The following is an 18,446-nucleotide window of genomic DNA, read 5'->3' on the forward strand; positions in this document are numbered from 1 at the left end:
GTCCATGCGTGTCTTCGTCCCCGTCGTCTCCGACCGCGACCTCACCGTCCAGAGCCCGTTCCAGTCCCGAAAGCACTACGATGAGGGCAAGCTCCTGGAGCTCGTCCAGTCGATCGAGGCCGTCGGCCAGATCGCCGACCCCAAGGCCCGGCTCGTCAACGCGAACCTGCTCGGCCTCGAGCTCACCGACGAGACCGAGCGCGCCTACTCCGGCTTCCCAGACTGCAGCATCGAGAACGAGCTGCGGACATCCGGGTGGCGCGTCCAGTTCGCCGTCGGGCACCGCCGCCGGGAGGCCTGGCGGCGCGTCTGGCAGCGCCACGCCGAGAGAGCGCGTGACCTGGTGGAGGGCGCCGGCGTCGTGGGCATTGAGGGCGTCCCCGTCGGCCACATGCCCGTCGACCTGGAGCCGCTGAACGTCGAGGAGATGGCTCGGATGGAGCAGGACGAGAACGACAAGCGCGAGCCCGTTTCTGCCGTCGAGCGCGCGGAAGGGTGGGAGGCCCGGATCGAGATCCTCGGGATGACGCACGACGACATCGCCGACGAGTACGGCTACAGCCGCCCGGCCGTCACCAACACGATGCGGCTCTTGAAGCTGCCCGAGCAGGTCCGGCAGATGGTCCGCGACGGGCGGATCGCATCCGAATCGAAGGCCCGCGCCCTGGTCCCGCTCTGGAGCCTCGACGGGGAGGATGAACGGATCGCGAGGGAGGCCGACCTGGCCTGCGACGGCACCGACACCCGGCTCGGGATCGCCAAGGCTGCCATCGAGGCCACCAGCGCGGCCGACGTGACGGTGCTCGTCGAGGCGTTCCTGCGCGACGTCGAGCTCGCCGCCGCGGAGGCCCAGCGCGAGCGCGAGCCCGAGATCTTCCAGCCCGAGGAGACGGAGCCGGTCGACCAGGTCGGCCCGGAGAGCGGGGCGCCCCACGGCGACATCCTCGACGAGTGGTCGGAGGAGCTGGAGCGGGTCCGCCAGGCCTACACGACCGCCGACGCCTGGCGCTCCCAGCCAAGCGACGTCCAGGAGGCGGGGCTCGTCGTCCTGGCCTCCACCATCGACAGGCTGCAGCGGGCTGCCGCCGACCTGCGCACGCTGGAGGAGACCGCGCCCGCGTCCCTCACCGAGAACCAGCGCGGCACGCTCGGCCGGGTCCGCCGCGGCATCGAGACGGACCTGCAGACCTACCGCGCCGAGGTCGATCGCCGCTCCGCCGCCGCGAGCGCGCCCGCCGCGAGCGTCCCGGCCGACGAGTGGGACGACGACGGCGCCGGCCTCGGGCGCGTCGTGGAGACGGTCGGCGCCGACCTGGGCGTTGCGCCGATGGCCACCGACGATGCGCCCACCCCCGGCCCGCTCCCCGAGGCGGACGAGGACCTCGCCATCGAGGAGCGCACGTCGCCGGCGACGGGCGTCCCCGCGGTCGAGGTGGAGGGGGACACCCTCGTCGAGCCCGAGCCGGCCACCCTCGCTGACGCCCTCCGGCTGCCGTCGCCTGTCCTCGACGAGCCGCACCTGTGGAGCGCACCCCGGCCGCGCTGGCCAGAGGGACACGAGCGGGACGGGAAGCAGCTCCTGAGCCGGGAGATCTATGACCTCCTGGAGGCCTACCACCTGCCGACCCTCGACCGCTACGGCGTCGATGCCGTGTCGAAGTCGAGCGTGAAGGAGGACATCACCTACTCGGCCCGCCGCGCCGTCCAGCACGTCGCCAACCTCCGGTGCGCCTACGTCCTGACCACCCCGCAGCTCGACGCGCTGGCGGCCTGGGCGGACGTTCAGGTCGCCGCATGGAAGGGCGGGAAGACCTACGAGTGGGACTGGTTCAAGTCGTCTCCGGTCGCCGCGGGCGAACGGCCGATGGCGGTCGCGGCCATCCGCGTTCGCGACGAGATGCTCCGCGTCCAGGCCGCAGGCATTCTGGAAGGGGACGCGCTCGACCAGTTTGAGGCCAGCATGCTGAGGACGCTCGCGTCGTTCGTCTACCACCTGTTCCACGCGTCGACGCAGGAGACGCCAACGGACATTGGTCAGGAAGCGGAGCCCTCCGGGCCTGTGGGGGAGGCCGCTGGCGTTCCGGCGCCAGACAGGCAGAGTGACTCCGCCAGTGGTGGCACCTCCCAGGCGATAGCAGGTCGCCATCCGGAGGGCTCCGCGCCCGATGAGGGTAGCGAGGATCCGGGACCCGCCGACGGCGCCGAGCACGAAGCGCACGAGGCTACCGACGAGACGCACGAGGGCGTCAGCCGCGCTCGCGCCTTCGAGGGCGTCGCCCGCGTCCCGGTCCAACTCGGCAACGGCTTCACCGAGTTCGGTGTCGAGCGCTTCTTCGACCACCTCGGTCACCAGTGGGCGGTCGTCCCGGCCACGGGCGCCGCCGCCGACGCTGCCGAGGATCTCCTCTGGAACGTCGCCCACACCGGCGCCGGGATGGGCCTGAGGATCGCTGCGGAGTCGCCTGGGGAGGCCGAGGCGGCCGCGCGGACGCTCCTCGATGGGAAGGGGCGGGAGGCCATCGACACCGCCATCGAGAGGTGTCGCTCGCGGTTCGGAGTCCCCGTCGAGACAGAGGATGTTTCCACAGAAACGTCCGGTGCTGCCGACGTCGTCGACGAGGCCGCGTTGAGGGCGCTCTTCGCCGGCGACGCGAGCCACGTCGGGACCGTGAGCCTGGCCACGCTGATCCGCTTCCGTCGCAACCCCGACCAGGTGCGCGTCGACCCCGATGTCCACGAGCGCGTCGTCCGCGAGATCCGCCGCCGCGAGGCAGCCGAGACCGTCCCAGAGGTGGCCACCGTCGATGCCTGACCGCGTCTACCTGGTCGGCTGCGGCAAGAGCAAGCTCGACGACGAGGCGCCTGCTCGTCGCCTCTACACGAGCTCTCTGTTCCGCAAGTCGTTCGACCTCGCACAGCGCCGCGCCGAGGCGGACGGCGCGTCCCTCTACATCGTCTCCGCCTTCTACGGACTCGTCGATCCTGACGAGGTGCTGCAGCCGTACGAACGGGCCCTCGGCGACCTCGCGCCCGAGGACCGGCGGGATTGGGGCGTGCGCGTGGCGCGGTCGCTCGCCGCCAAGCTCCAGCCGAAGCGACTCGCCGATGTCGACCTAGTCGTGTTCGCCGGCCGGGCCTACGCGACCGCGCTCCGGTTCGGCGTCGTCGAGGTGACAGGGGCCGCGGTGCGCATCGACCAGCCGCTGGCCGGGCTCGGCACCGGGCAGCGGCTCCAGTGGCTGACTCGCAACCTCCGCTCCAGCGACCGATGAGCAGCGTCGCCGACCCTCTGGTGCTCATGAAGCAGTCCGACCCGCACCGGTCGGACGGCAAGCTCCAGAAGTGCGAGCGCTGCGGCATCCCGGTCCGGATGCTCCGCACGATCGGCAGCCGCCGCGTCGCCGTCGCGCCGTTCCCGATGCGTGGGAACTGGACCCGCCCGCTGGATGGCTACGGCGAGGGCCGCGCCGACGGGAAGCCTGCAGACACGGAGCCTGTGCTGTACGTCTTCCCGCTCAGCCAGGCGCGAGCGGAGGCGTCTGGATGGACCGGCGGCGCCGTCGTGTTCGAGAACCCCCCGTCCACCGTCACGGGCTACCGGCCCCACTCTGTGGACTGCCCGGCCTCGTCGCCGACCTCCTGAGCCATGCGCCGCAGACACAGACCCGATCCCCAGGTGCTCCTCGACGAGCTGAGCGAGAGCGCGGCCGAGGTCGTCCAGCTGCGCGCCGAGGTAGCGCGCCTGGAGCGCCGGCTGGAGGACGCCCGCGCTGAGCTCTCTTTTCTCCGCTCCGCCCGCCTCGGCACCGAGGCGGACAACCGGTAGCCCGTGCCCCCTCAGGACCTCGACCGGCTCAGCGACGCGCTCGGCATCCAGCCGAGCGCTCTGGTCGCTGCGTTCTCGGCTCTCCGCGCGATCGTGCGCGAGGAGGTGAGGGAGGAAGTTCGAGAAGCCCATCGGCTGGAGGGCATCGACGAGGAGACGATCTACACCGTGGCCGACCTCGAGGAGCGCCTGCCCTGGAGCCGGGCGACGATCGACAAGATGGTGACCCGCCGTCAGATCCCCATGGTCAAGGTGGAAGGGCGGTGGATCATCACCGCTGCCGCCTTCCGGGCTGCAGCCGCTGCAGGCTTCCCCATACCCGCCGGGCGCGTCCGGACTCGCCGAGCCGCGTAAGGGCGACTCGCCCATCGTACCATCCCACTCCCGCCCGATGGACACCACGGACATGGCCCGCACCCTCAAGCGACGCTCGGTCCGGATCGGCCCCGGATGTCAGGCCGTCCGGCTCCCGACCGGCTGGTGGCACCTCCGGTGGTACGACCCGGCCAGGACGCCGACCCAGAAGCAGCACGCCCTCGACACGGACGACGAGGCCATCGCGCTGTCGCGTTCGCGTGAGAGGTTTGACCGGCAACTCGCTGGGCTCTACGATCCCTGGCGAGGATCCGGTCGCGCCGTCTCGGCTGAGGAGGCGGTTCGGGTCTACGAGGCAGACCACGCCGACCGACACCGCCCGAAGAGCATCCGGGTGGCCGCGGCGTCGGTTCGCGCGCTTGCCCGCTCCGTACGTCCAGGACCTGAGGGGCGATGGGATCCAGCCGTGGCCGACTCGGGATGCGACCCGTCCGACATCGGCATCCGAGAGATCACGTCCGACCATGTGCGGCGGTTCGTGTACCGGCCCGACCTCTCGCGCGCCTCGCAGCTCTCCTACTGGCGCCGCTTCCGCGCCTGGTTCGGCTGGGCTGCCGACCGCCAGCTCGTCGACGCGAACCCCGTCGACGACGTGCCGCGCCCGTCAGCGGTTCGGGCCGGGATGAAGCACCTGTCACGGCCGGAGATCGAGCGGCTGCTCGTGGCCATCGAGCATCACCACGGACCCGACGGCCCGGTGCCTCCCCACGTTCGGAGCCGAGACCGCTACCCGCTCTGGGCGCGCGATGCGTTCGACCTCTACGCTTCGACTGGGCTCCGGAGAGGGGAGGGGATCGCGCTCCGCTGGCGCGACGTCGTCTACCCCGAGGACTCGGCCTGGGGCGTCGGGTACATCCGTGTCGAGGACGAGGGACGGGTCAACGGTCGGCGGACCAAGACGGGCCGGTCCCGCCGCGTCACCATGATCCCCCGGGCCGAGGCGCTCCTCCGCCGCCTCGAGGCCGAGACCCGTCGCACCTCGGATCCGGACGAGCACATCTTGAAGGGCGCCGACGGCATCCGCGTCGTGAGCGAGCACACGCTGTCTCACAACTTCCGCCGGTACCGCCAGCTGGCGAAGCTGCCCGATGTCCCTCTCCATGGCCTCCGCCACTCGTTCGCTGTCGAGCTACTGCTCCGGGGAGCGTCGCTCATCCAGGTGCGCGACGAGCTGGGGCACGCGACCGTGCAGACCACCGAGCGGTACCTGGAGCTTCTCCCGGCCGAGCGGGCCCGCGCGACGGCGGCGCTGTTCGCCGGAGAGCTTGGAACGTGATGCGGGTTTCAAAAATGTCCCAACAGAAGTACGAACGGGTACGAATGGGTAGGAACCTGTCCCGTCGTGAATCCCCCCTGTAGCCCCAGAATGATGCCGAATCCGCTTTCTGACCGTCCGGTGCGAGTTCTCTTCGTCTGCCTGGGCAACATCTGCCGGAGCCCGCTCGCCGAGGGCCTTTTCCAGGAGAAGGTGGTCGCCGCGGGCCTCGGCGGCGCCGTCGAGGTGGACTCGGCCGGGACCGGCGGCTGGCACGTCGGGGCGCCGCCGGACCGCCGGATGACGGCCACCGCGGCTCGCCGCGGCACCGACCTGTCGCAACTGAAAGCCCGCCAACTCGTCCGCCACGACCTGGATGACTACGACCACGTCTTCGTGATGGACAAGGCGAACCTCCACGACACGCTCGCGCTCGACCCGGACGGTGACCACGGCACGCGCGTCCGCCTCTTCCGCGAGTTCGACCCCGAGCCGGGCGACTACCAGGTGCCGGACCCGTACTACGGCGGGCCGGAGGGCTTCGACCACGTGTTCGACATCGCGGACCGGACGACGGACGCGATCCTGCAGCGCCTCGCCGAGGTCTACGGCTGGGACCTCGCCTCCTCGTCCTGATGCAGTACCCGCTCACGCTCTCGTTCAAGCTCCTCGCGCTCTCGCCGCAGGTCCGCGTCACCGACGCCACCGGCGCGCCGGTGCTGTTCGTCCACCAGAAGGCGTTCAAGCTGAAGGAGGCCGTGACGGTCTACCGCGACGACACCCGTCAGACGCCGCTCTACACGATCGGTGCGGATCGCATCCTCGATTTCAACGCGGCCTACCAGATCCGCGACGGGCTGGGGCGGGAGGTCGGCACGCTGGCACGGAAGGGGCGGCGGTCGATCTTCCGGGCCCGCTACGACATCCTCGATCCTGAGGGCAACTCGGTGTTTCGGGTCCACGAGGACAGCGCGATGGTCAAGGTGCTGGACTCGCTCCTCCAGCAGATCCCCCTCGTGGGCGCCTTCGCGGGCTACTTCTTCAACCCGACCTACAGCGTCGAGGCGGACGACCCGGCGACGCCCGAGCGCGAGGGGGCGCCCGTGATGACGCTCGCCAAGCAGCCCGCCATGTGGGAAGGCACGTTCACCCTCGACCGCGTGGGCGACCTGATGATGCAGCATGAGGAGATGGTCGTGGTCGCGCTCCTGATGATGGTCCTCCGCGAGCGGATGCGGGGGTAGCCCCGGCTACTGCCCGACCTCGGCCTCGACCGACGCCTCGGCGCAGTCCGCCGGGGGAGCCGCTGAGGCGGGGACCACGACGCTGAAGCGCGCTCCGTCCCCCGGCGCCGAGTCCACCTCGATGCGGCCGCCGTGGAGGTCGACGATCTTTTTGGCGATGGACAGCCCCAGGCCGGTCGAGGGCTCGTCTCCGGTGGGGGAGGCGGAGAGGCGCACGAAGGGCTGGAAGAGGCGTGCGCGGTCCGCCTGGGTGATCCCCGGCCCGGAGTCCCCGACGGTGAGCCAGACCTCCTCTGGAGTGGCGCGGACCTCCACCTCGATGGCGCCTCCGGCGGGGGTGTACTTGACGGCGTTCGAGAGCAGGTTGTCCACGACCTCGTGGAACCGGTCGGGGTCGAGGCGGGCCCAGCAGTCGGGCCCGACGCGGAGGGCGAGGTGCTGCTCCTTCGCCTCGGCCAGCAGGGCGAACGGGCCGAGGGCCCGTTCCACGAGGGCGCCGAGGTCGGTAGGGACAGTCTCCACGTGGACGTGGCCACCGTCGAGGGCCGCCGTCACCAGCAGGTCGTCGATGAGCCGCAGCAGTCGTGTCGCCGAGGTCTCGATGGAACGCCCGCAGCGGGTCACCTGGGCCGGGTCGGTGGCCTCGCGCTGGATGATCCCGGCGTAGCCGAGCACGTTGGCGAGAGGGCTCCGGAGGTCGTGCGCTGCAAAGCCGAGCAGGCTCGACCGCAGACGCAGGGCGTCCCGGAGGGCGACGTTCGACTCCTGGACCTGGCGCGTCGCTTCGATGGCTTCCACCTGCTCCGAGCGCAACCCGCGGACGCGCATGCTCAGCGCGAGGGCCATCAGGAGCGCTTCGAAGGCGATCCCCGCCTGGACCATCTCCATCGCCCACTCGACGCGCGGCAGGCCGAACCGGGGGCCCAGGAAGCCCACCGTGCTGGCGGCGAGCACCCCGAACGCGATCAAGAGCAGGCCGGCAGGCGCGAACCCGGCGCGCCACGCGCGCACCATCGCCACGAGGCTGAGCCCGCACAGGGCCAGGATCAGCGCCGAACTCCAGTACGAGCCCGCCAGCCAGCCGCCGAGGGCCGTCACGATCAGGCCCACGCCCATCAGCGCGGCGCTGGCGAGCAGGAGGCGGTCCAGCGTCCGCCCGAGGCGGGCGGGCCCGAGGAAGCTCCGGATGAAGAGCGCGTAGCCCGCCGGCCCCGCGTGCGCGGCGAGCGTCTGGAGCAGGGGCGACCACGTCGCGGTGGCGGGCCAGAACGCGTCGAACAGGAGGCGGTACGTGGTCGCGAAGAAGAGCCCGACTCCCGCCACGTACATCCCGTAGTACAGGAACGCCGGGTCCCGAAAGCCCGCGTAGAGGCTCAGCGTGTACAGCACCAGCGCGAGCAGGAAGCCGAAGAAGAGGCCGGTCGTGATCCCCAGCGAGCGGCTGTCGTGCGAGGCCACCGCAGCCGGCTTCAGCCGGAGCACCTGCAGGGTGGGCGTCGCCTCGGACCCGTCCGGGTCGTGGAGGACGCGTGCCCAGAGGGTCCGGACCTCGCCGCCGTCGAGCGTCAGCAGAACCGTGGCCGGGTAGCCCTGGTCGACGGCGCGCTCGGCCTTCGGCACGTCGATGCCCGCGACGCGCGTCTGGACGATCCCGTCGCCGTCGGCCCAGTGCATCTCCATGCGCTCGGCGGCGGTTTCGAGGGCCCAGGCCGTTGGCGGGCCGTCTGGAGCCTGGAGCGTCAGGCGGAGCCAGAAGGCTTCGGGCTGCATCTGCGCGCGGGTGAGCACCGGGGCAGTGGCCGAGAAGTCCGCCTCGCGTACGTCGTCGAGCGTCAGCACCGCCTCCGGGTCGACGAGCCAGCCGAGGTGCCCATCCAGGGGGATCTCCTTCGCGGTAGGCTCAAGGCGAATAGATGATTGCGCCTGCACGCCTGAGGCGACCAGAAGGAGGAGGAGAACATGTCGCACAGTGCTGAAGGTCGCCGGGAGACAAATCGGTTCGTGGGATGATATTCCAATCCTGCATCAGGGGAGCACTGAAGGTGGGGCGCAGTAGGCCTTCAATACCAGAGGTCAAACTACAGGCGCCCGCTGGAATGGAAACGAGTCAGGCCTGAGGCGTAGAGTCGAGACTCACCGCTCCGCCCGATGTCATTCCCTCCGTCTGTCCATGCCGTACTGGTCTCCGTCGCCGGGCTCGTCCGCTCGGCGGTGCCGGTCGGGGGAGGGGACGTGTCGCAGGCGGCGCGCGTCGAGACTGAGGCGGGTGCGGTGTTCGTCAAGTGGGCCGAGGGCGCAGCGGGGCAGACGTACGCGGCTGAAGCCGCGGGGCTGGCGGCGCTGGCCTCGTGCGCGGGGGAGGCGGGGGCGGAGCTGGCGGTGCCGTCGCCCCTCGCGTTCCGGGCTCCAGACCGCGGGACGCCGGGGGTGCTGGTGCTGCCGTGGCTGGACCGGGGGCGGCCGACGCCCGCGGACTGGCGCCGATTCGGTGGCGCGCTCGCATCGCTCCATCGCGTCGACGCCGGGACGGCCTACGGATGGGAGGCCGACAACTGGATCGGGAGCAAGCCGCAGCGGAACGGCTGGGAGGCCTCCTGGCCGCGGTTCTTCGGAGAGCGGCGCCTGCGTGCGCAGGCCGAGACCGTCCGTCTGCGGGGCGCGTGGGACCCGGCGTGGGACGGCCCGCTGGAGCGTCTCCTCGCCAGGCTCGGCGAGATCCTGCCCGAAACGCCGCCGCGCTCCCTCCTCCACGGCGACCTCTGGGCGGGCAACGCCCTCCCCACGGCCGAGCCGGGCGATCCGCGGACGGGAAGCCGCTTCGCGCTGATCGACCCCGCCGTGTCGGTCGGGCACCGCGAGGCGGACCTCGCCATGACGGAACTGTTCGGCGGCTTCGCCGAGCCGTTCTACGACGGCTACCGCGAGGCGTGGCCGCTGGAGCCGGGCTACGAGGAGCGCCGCGAGGTCTACAACCTGTTCCACCTCATCAACCACCTGACGCATGGCCCGGGCTACCGAGCGCCCGTGGAGCGGACTCTGCGACGGTTCGCGTGACGCCGGGAGGAAATCCGGTGCGATCTGGTCGTGCCCTCCCGCCCGCGCCTACGACGACCGAAGTTGAGGCCTTCCTCGGTCCCACCACGCCATGCGTTTCGTCTCTGCTGTCTTCCTCGCCGGTCTCCTCGCCCTCTCCGCCCAGGCGCAGACCGAACTCTACCCCGGGCTCCAGGGAGACGCGCTCCTCAGCGCCATCCGCTCGGACTACACGCCCAACCAAACGCTCGGCTACGGCCCGGCTCGCGACGTGCTCTGGGCCTACACCGACGATGCGGACGGCGCGCTGTGCGGGGTCTACACCGGCTTCTGCGTCCAGTTGACGCCGGGCGCCGACCCGTCCTCGGACGCCTTCAACAAGGGCCTCAATGCCGAGCACACGTGGCCGCAGTCCCTCGGGGCGGGCAACGAGCCTCAGCGGAGCGACATGCACAACCTGTTCCCGACCCGCGTGCAGGTGAACTCGGACCGTGGCAACGACCCCTTCGGGGAAGTCGCCGACGCATCCGCGCAGCGCTGGTACCGCGGCGCGGTCATCCAGTCGGGCGTGCCGACGACCGACATCGACGAGTGGAGCGAGGACACCAGCAGCCGATTCGAGCCCCGCGAGGATCACAAGGGCAACGCCGCGCGCGCGGTGTTCTACTTCTACGCCATCTACGACAACGCCATCAGCGGCAGCGGCGACTCGTTCTTCGCGGGCATGCTCGGCGACCTCCTGGCGTGGAACGAGGCCAACGACCCCGCCGACGACCGCGAGCGGGCACGGAACGCCTTCATCGCGACGCGCCAGGGCAACGAGAACCCGTTCATCCTGGACCCGACCCTCGCGCGGCGCGCCTTCGCCCCGGCCACGGTCGACGCGGAGCGCGGCCCCGATGGCCTCGCGGTGTCGGTCTTCCCGAACCCGACGGCGGGCCGCCTCGTGGTGTCGCTGAACGAGGCGCGCGACGTGCAGGTCGAGGTGGTGGACGCGCTCGGGCGGCGCGTGCAGAGCGCGGCGGGAACCGGCCGGCAGACGCTCGACCTCGGGAGCCTGCCGCTAGGGCTTTACCTTGTCCGCGTGACCACCGAGGCGGGCACGGTGACGCGGCCGGTGTCGGTGCTCCGGTAGCCGCGGGCGCGGGGTACGTTGCGGCATGCCGCGCGTCCCCGTTCGTCTCCGTCGTCGGCTGAGCGCTCTGGCGCTGGCCGCGCTCGCATGGGGCGCGCAGGCCCAGACGGAAGACCTGTCTCCGGTGCACCTGGACCTCGTCCGGCCGCACATTCAGGCGGGGCGCTGGGTCTGGATGGGCGACAGCTTCGCCGTCCCGACGCGGCGGCGGGTGCCGTTCGCGTCCCTGCTGACGTGGCCGCTGGAGCGGGTCGGGGCGGTGGCGGTGGGCCCGCAGTCGACGCTCGCGATGGCGACGCCGGTGGACGGCACGGCGCGCTGGATCCGCTCGGAGGACGGCTACGTGCTGGGGCGCGGGACGAGCCGGGAGGAGCCGATGGGCGTGCCTGTCTACCGCCTCCTGGAAGCAGATCTTCCGGTCGGCGACACGCGATTCGCGCGACTGATCGTCGACCGCGAGGCGCTGGCGGACGGCAACGCGGGGGCCGCCGGTCGAGCGCTGTCGGGCGACGCGACGGTTCGCCCGCTGCTGTTCGAGCAGGACGAGGCGGACGCCCGCGGGACGGTCCGCCTCGGTGAGTCGGCCACGCCCCTCGGCACGCCCGGCTTTCGTCTCGGGCGTCCGCTCGGGCTGGGCTTCGGCTCTCGCCTCGCGTCCGACCTCCGTGCCGACCTTTCGGCTCCCGGCCTCGCTCACCTGGCCGGAGTCGTGGTGGCCGGGCAGCCCGGTCACACGGCCCAGTTCCTCGCCGACGTGTCGTGGAGCACTACCGGCTTCGCGACCGACGACGCCCCAGCCCCTCCCGACCGAGTCAAGCAGTTCCGCACGGAGCACTTGGCGAACTACCTCCAGGCGACCACGCTCGATCCCGCGCAGCCGTCGGTCGTGGCGTTCTACCTCGCCCCGGAGCCGCGACCGGCCGAGGGCGTCGCCGAGACGGTCCGGGCCGTGGTCGCTCGGGTCCGGGATGCGTTCCAGAAGGCCGGGCTGCCGCGGCCGGTCGTGCTGCTGGTCCACTCCCACGCGGTCGAGACGGAGAGCGTGGCCCAGGCCGAGACCGTCGCGTTCGGGCGCGGCCTCCGCGAGGTCGCGCGGGCGGACCCGGAGGTGGCCTTCGTGTCCCTCTACGCCTCGACCGGAGGCGTGGTGTTCGACGGGCGACCTGAGGCGGTCGCGTGGCTCCAGCGGGAGGGCTGGGCCGAACTGTCCTACGGCACGCACACCGACGGCCGCGACGGGCCGCTCCGCCTCGTGGCCGACGAGCGTGGCGCCCTGCTCGACGACCGACGCCTCCACCCGACGGAGGCAGGAGCGGCTTTTTTCTCCGCCGTTCTCTATCAGACGCTGACTGCCGAGTCCCGTGCCCGGGGTGGGGTCGCGGTCCGGACCGTGCTCTTTCCCAACCCGGCCTTCCGGGGGGCTCGCGTGGCGGGAGCGGGCTCGGACCTGCCGATCTACGACATCCTCGGACGGCTCGTCGGGCGGACCGGCGTGGACGGGACCTTCTCGGCGCCCCGGGCAGCCGGGGTGTACATCGTCGGACGGACACCCCTGACAGTACAGTAGGGGGAGGATCTCAGAAGCGAGAGCGTGCACGACGGGCCGAGGAGTGGGCGTGTGAATTTGGGAGGGCTCCGATGAGCGTGGAGGTGGGTTGGGTGAGTCGTGATATCTTTTTGGCCTCTCTCCTCAGTGCTCTGGTGTCCCCGTCTGTGAGATTTTCAAAGGGTCGTTATTTTTGTCTAGTGCTCGGGGCCATGGTGGGCGCCGCGGCCACGTCCGCTCAGCCTCAGGCCGACCTGTCGCCGGTCCACCTGGACCTGCTCCCGACGCGGGTGCAGACCGGGCGCTGGGTCTGGATGGGGGACAGCTTCACGGCGCCGTCGCGCGCCCGGGTGCCGTTCGCGTCGCTGCTGACGTGGCCCCTGAACCGTCTCGGCGCCGTCGCGACGGGATCGCTGGCCCGCATGTCGCGGCTGGTGCCCGGCCCGCTCGGCCGGGAGATCTCCGACGACGACGCGTTCGTCCTCGCCCCGGGCACGCCGCTGGAGTCGACGATGGGGCTCCCCGTCTACCGTCTCGTCGAGTGGGACCTGCCGGTGGGCGTCACCGACCTCGGCGACCTCGATGTCTTCCCGACCGAACTCTCGGACGGGCGCGTTGCGGACCACGGGGGGCTCTTCGGCGGCAACATGACCATCCGCCCGATCCTCTACGCCCAGCCCGGCGCCGAGGCGCGCGGCACGGTCCGCATGGCGGAGATCGGGAGCGCCGACACGCCGATCCCGCTGGACGGCTTCGCGCTCGGGCCGCCCGCCGCCGTCCGCTCTGATCGCCGCCGGAGCGTCACGGTCACGGCCGACCTCACCGCGCCGGGCTTCGTCCACCTCGCCGGGATGGTGCTCTCCGGCGCGCCCGGCCACTACGCTCAGTTCCTCGCCGATCGGCGGTGGAGCATGTCTGGCTTCGGCGACGACGGCGACCCGACCCCGCCCGACGACATCCAGCGGTTCCGCACGGCGGACCTGGCAGGCTACCTCGCCGCCACCACGCTCGACCCCGCGCAGCCGTCGGTGGCGGTGCTCCACCTCGCCCACGAACTCCGCGACCCGGAGGTGCTGCGTCTGCAGGTCGAGGCGGCCGTCGCCCGCGTCCGCGCGGCGTTCTCGATGGCGGGTCTGCCCACGCCCGTCGTGCTGCTGCTCCACGCGCAGGCTGTCAACGCGCCGACGGTCAACACGGTCGAGGAGAACGAGGCCGACGGGATCGTGATGCGCGCAGTCGCCCTGGCGGACCCCGGCGTGGCCTTCATCTCGCTCTACGACGTGACCGACGGCGTCGTCTTCGACGGGCGCCCGGAGGCGCAGGAGTGGCTCGTGGCCAACGGGTACTCCGAGCTGACGTACGGCACCCACCGGGTGGGGCAGGACGGTCCGGTGCGGCTGCTCACCGACCACCGGGCGAACCTCCTCGACGAGAACAGCCTCCATCCGACCGAGGCGGGCGCGGCGTTCTTCGCTTACCTGCTCGGCCAGGTGGTGACGGAGTACGCGGTCTCGGGCCACGTCGGCACTGAGGCGGCGCCGGGCGCGCGCGTCGCGCCGCTGGTTCCGAACCCCGCCCGCCCCGGTGCTCGCGTGCGCGGTGCCGACGCGGGGGCCCCCATCGTGGATCTGCTGGGGCGCCACCTCGGTGTCGTCGCGGACGACGGGTCGTTCGCTGCTCCTCGCACGGGGGGCGTCTACCTCGTCGGCCGCACGCGCCTCGTCGTCCAGTAATCCGTTCGCGCGGGCCCGGGGGGTTCGCGATCGTCCTCGACTTCGCGCACGTCGGTGCGGAGGTCTCGCTTCGTCTCGCTGCTTCATGCTCTGCTCTGTCTGGTCTCGCTGTTTCATCGGTTTCGCCCTGCCTCGCCACGTCACGCTCGCCGCGCTCCTCGTGCTCTCGGGAGGAGCCACAGCCCAGAGCAACTCCGAGCCACACCCCGACCTGTCGCCGGTCAACCTCCACCTCGTCACGACTCGCATCCAGACCGGCCGGTGGATCTGGGTGGGCGACAGCTTCGCGGTGCCGTCGCGCAGCCGAGTGTCGTTCTCGTCACTGGCCACGTGGCCGCTGGAACGGATCGGGGCGGTGACGGTGGGGTCGGGCGCCCGGACGGCCCGCTTCGTGCCCGACCCCGAGGTCGGCCGTGAAGTGATCTACGAGGAGGGGTACGTGATCGCGCCGGGGACGCCCCTCGAGTCGACGATGGGGCTGCCGCTGTACCGCCTCCTGGAGTGGGACCTCCCGGCCGGGCCGACCGACCTGGGCACGCTCGACGTGTTCCGGGCGGAGTTGGACGACAGCCACGCAGCGGCCCACGGCGGGCTCTTCGTCGGCGGCGCCTCGATCCGGCCGCTGCTCTACGCCCAGCCGGGCGCCGAGGCGCGCGGGGTGCTGCGCATGGCGGAGACGGAGGCGGCGGAGAGCCCCCTGCCCCTGGAGGGCTTCGCGCTCGGCGAGCCCGCGCCGCTGGCGACCGTCCGCCACTCCGAAGTGTCGGTCACCGCGGACCTGACGGCGCCGGGCTTCGTCCACCTCGCCGGGTCGGTGCTGAGCGGAGCGCCGGGCCACTACGCTCAGTTCCTCGGCGACGCCTCGTGGAGCTACTGGGGCTACGCACAAGACGGCGACCCGGCGCTACCGGACTCCGTCAAGCAGTTTCGGACGGCCCACTTCGCGGACTACCTCCAGGCGACCACGCTGGACCTGGCGCAGCCGACCGTGGTCGCGGTCTACCTCGCCCAGGAGCGGCGCATCATGCCGGTCCTCCAGGAGGTGCTTCAGGGCGTCGTGAACCGCACACGGGCGTCCTTTCAGCAGGCGGGACTGCCGGAGCCGGTCATCCTGTTCATCCACCCGCACGCCATCGAGACGGTGGTCGTCAACGACGTAGACACGAACACGCGCGCGGCGGTCGCGATGCGCACCATCGCCCTGAGCGATCCCGGCGTCGCGTTCGTGTCCCTGTACGACGCCACCGACGGGGTCGTCTTCGATGGGCGGCCCGAGGCGCTGTCCTGGCTCCAGAGCCACGCCCTCGACCGGCTCTCGTTCGGCACCCACGTGGAGGGTCAGGACGGTCCGATCGGCCTGATCGACGAGTACCGGGGCAACCTGCTCGACGACAACCGGCTGCACCCGACCCAGGTGGGCGCGGCCTTCTACGCCTACGTCCTCGGCCAGGTGCTGACCGAGTTCGCCGTGTCGGGCAGCACGAGCACCGCCGACGAGCCCGAGCAGGGACGGGGGGGGAGGCTGGCGCCCAACCCGGCGCGTCCGGGCACGCGCGTGCGCGGTGCGACGGCGGGGACGCCGGTGGTCGACCTCCTCGGCCGCCATCTCACCGAGGTGGAGGCCGACGGGACGTTCGCCGCGCCAGCGGTGCCTGGCATCTACCTCGTCGGTCGTCAGCGCCTCGTCGTGGGCTGACCGAGCCAGAGAAGAGAACCGGAGAGGCCCCTCTCGGAGGGGCCGGACTGTCCCCGGCAGGGTGGGGGCAAATGGGAGTGGACTGCCGGAAAGGGTGCAAGTGAGTGGGTATTCTAATCATGTGTGTGAGGACTTTCATCTCGCCTGTGATCCATCCCGTTTGCTGAGAGACGATGCGGCTGCCAGTGTTTACAAGGGTTTGGGTCCTGATCATGCTGGCTTCTGGAGGTGGGGCTGCACAGACCCTCTCCAATCCTCCGGACCTGTCGCCGGTCGACGTCGACCTCGTCCGGCCCCTGATCGCGGAGGGACGCTGGATCTGGATGGGCGACAGCTACGCTGTGCCGTACCGGTTGCGCGTCCCATTCGCGACGCTGGTGACGTGGCCGCTTTCGCACGTGGGCGCGGTCTCCGTCGGCCCGAAGTCTCCGCTCGGGCGTCAGGTGCCGGCCGAGATTCAGCCGCAGGTCGTGGCCGACGGCAACGGCTTCGTGCTGGCCGCCGGGACACCGACGGAGGACCGCATGGGGCTCCCGCTGTACCAGATGCTGGAATGGGACCTCCCGGCAGGCGACAGCGACCTGGGGAGGATGTACCTGGGCTTCTCCTACCTCCTGGACGGGTACGCGGCGCTCGACGGGACCCCGTTCAATGGACCGACCGAGGCGAGGCCCCTCGTGTACACCCGCCCCGGGGCAGCGAGCCCGAGTCGCCTGCGCTACTCGGACACCTCAGAAACGCCGTCGCCCCGCCTCGTGGGAGACGCCGACGGGTTCGCGCTGGGACAGGGCACGGCCATCGAGACCTCGCGGGACCGTCTGGTCCCGCTCCGGGCGTCCCTCGACGTGCCCGAGGTGGTCCACCTCGCGGGCACCGTGATCGCGGGCGAGCCCGGCCACTACGCCCAGTTCCTCGGCGACGAGTCGTGGAGCTACTGGGGGTTCAGTTCCGACGCCGACCCGGTCCCGGACTCGCTGAAGCGGTTCCGTACCGATGACCTGGCCGGGTACCTCGCCGCGACGACCCTGGACCCGGCGCAGCCGTCGGTGGTCGCCATCCACCTCGCGCACGAGCGTCGCCCGGAGGCGCTGCTCCGGACCACACTGGAGCGCATGGTGGCCCAGACCCGCGACGCCTTCGACCGGTCAGGTCTCGGCGCGCCCGTGATCCTGTTCGTCCACCCCCAGGCGATCGACACGGCCATCATCGACACGGCCGAAAAGAATGAGCGGAACGGAGTCGTGATGCGCGAGATGGCGCTCGCTGACGACCGGATCGCATTCGTGTCGCTCTACGATGCCACCGACGGGGTCGTGTTCGACGGGCGCCCGGAGGCGCGCGCCTGGCTGGAAGCTTCCCCCTACGCATCCTTCTGCTTCGGATCGCGGTGCCGCGGCCGCGCCGTCGAACTCCTCGCCGAGTCCGGGGGCAACCTGCTGGACGCGAGGCGGCTCCACACGACCGAGCACGGCGCCCTGTTCTTCTCCGCCCTGCTCGGCGAACTCCTCACCGGCCGACCGGTGGCCTGCGACTGCCCGACCGAACCGCCGCCAGCGAGTGGCCTGCTGTTCCCCAATCCCATCCGCACCGGCGACTGGGTGTCGGGCGCGCTCCCCGACGAGCCGGTCTACGACGCCCGGGGTCGCCGCGTCGGCCGGACCGACCCTGCCGGGAGGTTCGTCGCGCCGTCGGTGCCGGGCGTCTACTTCGTCGGCGGCGCCCGGCTGGTGGTGCAGTAGGCGCTACAGCCGGTCGAGCGAGAAGCCCTCGAGCGTGTCCAGCACCAGATCCGCCTCGCGGAGGTCGTCGGCCGAGTAGTAGCCGGTCGCGACGGCCACCGCGACCGCGCCGACGGCCCGGGCGCACGCGATGTCGCGCGGTGTGTCGCCGATGATGACCAGTTCCTCGTGCGCCACCTCGCGCCCGAACCGCTTCGAGGCGCGCTGCGCGGCGATCACCGGCAGCGTGTTGCGGTCGGCGTGGTCGCTGCCGAAGGCGCCGAAGGGCAGCTCGGCCGCGCTCAGGTCGATCCGCTCGATCTTGCGGTACGCCAGCGGCTCCAGGTTGCCGGTCAGCATGCCCATCTCCGCGCCCTCGGCGGCGAGGCGGCGGACGAGCGACACGGCGCCGGGCAGGTCCTCGACGGTCGCCTCGGGCAGGTTGGCGTGCATCCGGTCGGCGTAGAGCGACAGGAAGGCGTCCGTGTGCGAGCGGTCCACGGGCAACCCCCGCTCGGCTGCGGCGTCGAGGATCTCGCCGAAGATCTGAGGGTCGGTCTTGCCCGAGAACGAGATGTCCGAAAAGTCGAACGTCTCACCTGCGAGGTCGGTCAGCGCGGCATTCACGGAGCGGCGGCCGACGCCGTGCGACTGGAGCAGCGTGCCGTCGATGTCGAAGAGGAGGACCGGGGAGGAAGTGGGCACGGGGATCGAAGGGTGGGGGACAGGCCGTCGGGGAAGACGCGGAGTCGGAACAACACCTGGGGAGCGCATCGGCTCCGTTTTGATTCTGTGAGGGGGCCACTCGGGGAATCTCCCGACATCGGGCCGCGCCCACTTCACGCGAGCGACAACCCGTCGGCACCGGGCGGCGTTACCGTGCCT

General features: G+C 71.5%; 16 protein-coding genes. 14 read left to right on the plus strand and 2 right to left on the minus strand.

Features of this window, described 5'->3' with window-relative positions:
- Positions 1–4 precede the first annotated feature (4 nt).
- The 8 genes from B1759_RS15055 to B1759_RS15085 all read left to right on the plus strand — a co-directional run bounded on the left by B1759_RS15055 (position 5) and on the right by B1759_RS15085 (position 6,700).
- On the plus strand, positions 5–2,812 hold the full coding sequence (locus tag B1759_RS15055) for a hypothetical protein (protein WP_095515874.1): 2,808 nt from the start codon (positions 5–7) through the stop codon (positions 2,810–2,812).
- Positions 2,805–3,272, plus strand: coding sequence for a DUF6884 domain-containing protein (locus tag B1759_RS15060; protein ID WP_095515875.1), 468 nt, complete (start codon positions 2,805–2,807; stop codon positions 3,270–3,272). Before B1759_RS15055 ends, B1759_RS15060 begins: the two co-directional genes overlap by 8 nt.
- Complete coding sequence (locus tag B1759_RS15065; protein ID WP_095515876.1) at positions 3,269–3,643, plus strand: hypothetical protein; 375 nt, start codon at positions 3,269–3,271, stop codon at positions 3,641–3,643. Before B1759_RS15060 ends, B1759_RS15065 begins: the two co-directional genes overlap by 4 nt.
- A 3-nt stretch (positions 3,644–3,646) precedes the next feature.
- Positions 3,647–3,826: a hypothetical protein gene (locus tag B1759_RS19385; protein WP_143537410.1), complete on the plus strand. Its 180-nt coding sequence runs from the start codon at positions 3,647–3,649 to the stop codon at positions 3,824–3,826.
- Positions 3,827–3,829: 3 nt separating this feature from the next.
- The gene (locus B1759_RS15070; protein ID WP_095515877.1) at positions 3,830–4,180 is read left to right on the plus strand and encodes a hypothetical protein; all 351 of its coding nucleotides are present in this window, start codon (positions 3,830–3,832) and stop codon (positions 4,178–4,180) included.
- Between the two features lie 37 nt (positions 4,181–4,217).
- On the plus strand, positions 4,218–5,477 hold the full coding sequence (locus tag B1759_RS15075; protein ID WP_095515878.1) for a site-specific integrase: 1,260 nt from the start codon (positions 4,218–4,220) through the stop codon (positions 5,475–5,477).
- A 120-nt stretch (positions 5,478–5,597) separates the two neighbouring features.
- Positions 5,598–6,092: a low molecular weight protein-tyrosine-phosphatase gene (locus B1759_RS15080; RefSeq protein WP_198948909.1), complete on the plus strand. Its 495-nt coding sequence runs from the start codon at positions 5,598–5,600 to the stop codon at positions 6,090–6,092.
- The gene (locus B1759_RS15085) at positions 6,092–6,700 is read left to right on the plus strand and encodes a hypothetical protein (RefSeq protein ID WP_095515879.1); all 609 of its coding nucleotides are present in this window, start codon (positions 6,092–6,094) and stop codon (positions 6,698–6,700) included. The genes B1759_RS15080 and B1759_RS15085 overlap by 1 nt, the downstream gene beginning before the upstream one ends.
- Before the next feature lie 6 nt (positions 6,701–6,706).
- Here B1759_RS15085 and B1759_RS15090 read toward each other — a convergent pair whose 3' ends face one another.
- Positions 6,707–8,668, minus strand: coding sequence for a sensor histidine kinase (locus tag B1759_RS15090; RefSeq protein ID WP_095515880.1), 1,962 nt, complete (start codon positions 8,666–8,668; stop codon positions 6,707–6,709).
- Positions 8,669–8,848: 180 nt separating this feature from the next.
- Between B1759_RS15090 and B1759_RS15095 the strand changes: the two genes are divergently transcribed.
- The 6 genes from B1759_RS15095 to B1759_RS15120 all read left to right on the plus strand — a co-directional run bounded on the left by B1759_RS15095 (position 8,849) and on the right by B1759_RS15120 (position 17,582).
- Positions 8,849–9,754, plus strand: a complete 906-nt coding sequence (locus B1759_RS15095) for a fructosamine kinase family protein (RefSeq protein ID WP_095515881.1) — start codon at positions 8,849–8,851, stop codon at positions 9,752–9,754.
- Between the two features lie 91 nt (positions 9,755–9,845).
- Complete coding sequence (locus B1759_RS15100; protein WP_095515882.1) at positions 9,846–10,868, plus strand: endonuclease; 1,023 nt, start codon at positions 9,846–9,848, stop codon at positions 10,866–10,868.
- 25 nt (positions 10,869–10,893) lie between these two features.
- Positions 10,894–12,435: a hypothetical protein gene (locus B1759_RS15105; protein ID WP_095515883.1), complete on the plus strand. Its 1,542-nt coding sequence runs from the start codon at positions 10,894–10,896 to the stop codon at positions 12,433–12,435.
- Positions 12,436–12,626: 191 nt separating this feature from the next.
- Positions 12,627–14,147 (plus strand): hypothetical protein, encoded by a 1,521-nt coding sequence (locus B1759_RS15110; RefSeq protein ID WP_095515884.1) that lies wholly within the window; start codon positions 12,627–12,629, stop codon positions 14,145–14,147.
- Between the two features lie 85 nt (positions 14,148–14,232).
- A complete protein-coding gene (locus B1759_RS15115; protein WP_095515885.1) occupies positions 14,233–15,843 on the plus strand; it encodes a hypothetical protein in 1,611 nt (536 codons plus the stop codon).
- 212 nt (positions 15,844–16,055) lie between these two features.
- Complete coding sequence (locus B1759_RS15120; RefSeq protein ID WP_095515886.1) at positions 16,056–17,582, plus strand: hypothetical protein; 1,527 nt, start codon at positions 16,056–16,058, stop codon at positions 17,580–17,582.
- 3 nt (positions 17,583–17,585) lie between these two features.
- Here B1759_RS15120 and B1759_RS15125 read toward each other — a convergent pair whose 3' ends face one another.
- Positions 17,586–18,266, minus strand: coding sequence for an HAD hydrolase-like protein (locus B1759_RS15125; RefSeq protein WP_158225293.1), 681 nt, complete (start codon positions 18,264–18,266; stop codon positions 17,586–17,588).
- Positions 18,267–18,446: the final 180 nt, after the last annotated feature.

The organism is Rubrivirga sp. SAORIC476, assembly GCF_002283555.1.
Classification (GTDB): Bacteria; Bacteroidota; Rhodothermia; order Rhodothermales; family Rubricoccaceae; genus Rubrivirga.

Bases quoted from the DNA above. Each gene is read 5' to 3' on its own strand.
- B1759_RS15110 (WP_095515884.1), top strand. From the start codon at position 12,627: ATGGTGGGCGCCGCGGCCACGTCCGCTCAGCCTCAGGCCGACCTGTCG.
- B1759_RS15075 (WP_095515878.1), top strand. From the start codon at position 4,218: ATGGACACCACGGACATGGCCCGCACCCTCAAGCGACGCTCGGTCCGG.
- B1759_RS15085 (WP_095515879.1), top strand. From the start codon at position 6,092: ATGCAGTACCCGCTCACGCTCTCGTTCAAGCTCCTCGCGCTCTCGCCG.
- B1759_RS15065 (WP_095515876.1), top strand. From the start codon at position 3,269: ATGAGCAGCGTCGCCGACCCTCTGGTGCTCATGAAGCAGTCCGACCCG.
- B1759_RS15100 (WP_095515882.1), top strand. From the start codon at position 9,846: ATGCGTTTCGTCTCTGCTGTCTTCCTCGCCGGTCTCCTCGCCCTCTCC.
- B1759_RS15055 (WP_095515874.1), top strand. From the start codon at position 5: ATGCGTGTCTTCGTCCCCGTCGTCTCCGACCGCGACCTCACCGTCCAG.
- B1759_RS15115 (WP_095515885.1), top strand. From the start codon at position 14,233: ATGCTCTGCTCTGTCTGGTCTCGCTGTTTCATCGGTTTCGCCCTGCCT.
- B1759_RS19385 (WP_143537410.1), top strand. From the start codon at position 3,647: ATGCGCCGCAGACACAGACCCGATCCCCAGGTGCTCCTCGACGAGCTG.
- B1759_RS15095 (WP_095515881.1), top strand. From the start codon at position 8,849: ATGTCATTCCCTCCGTCTGTCCATGCCGTACTGGTCTCCGTCGCCGGG.
- B1759_RS15120 (WP_095515886.1), top strand. From the start codon at position 16,056: ATGCTGGCTTCTGGAGGTGGGGCTGCACAGACCCTCTCCAATCCTCCG.
- B1759_RS15060 (WP_095515875.1), top strand. From the start codon at position 2,805: ATGCCTGACCGCGTCTACCTGGTCGGCTGCGGCAAGAGCAAGCTCGAC.
- B1759_RS15105 (WP_095515883.1), top strand. From the start codon at position 10,894: ATGCCGCGCGTCCCCGTTCGTCTCCGTCGTCGGCTGAGCGCTCTGGCG.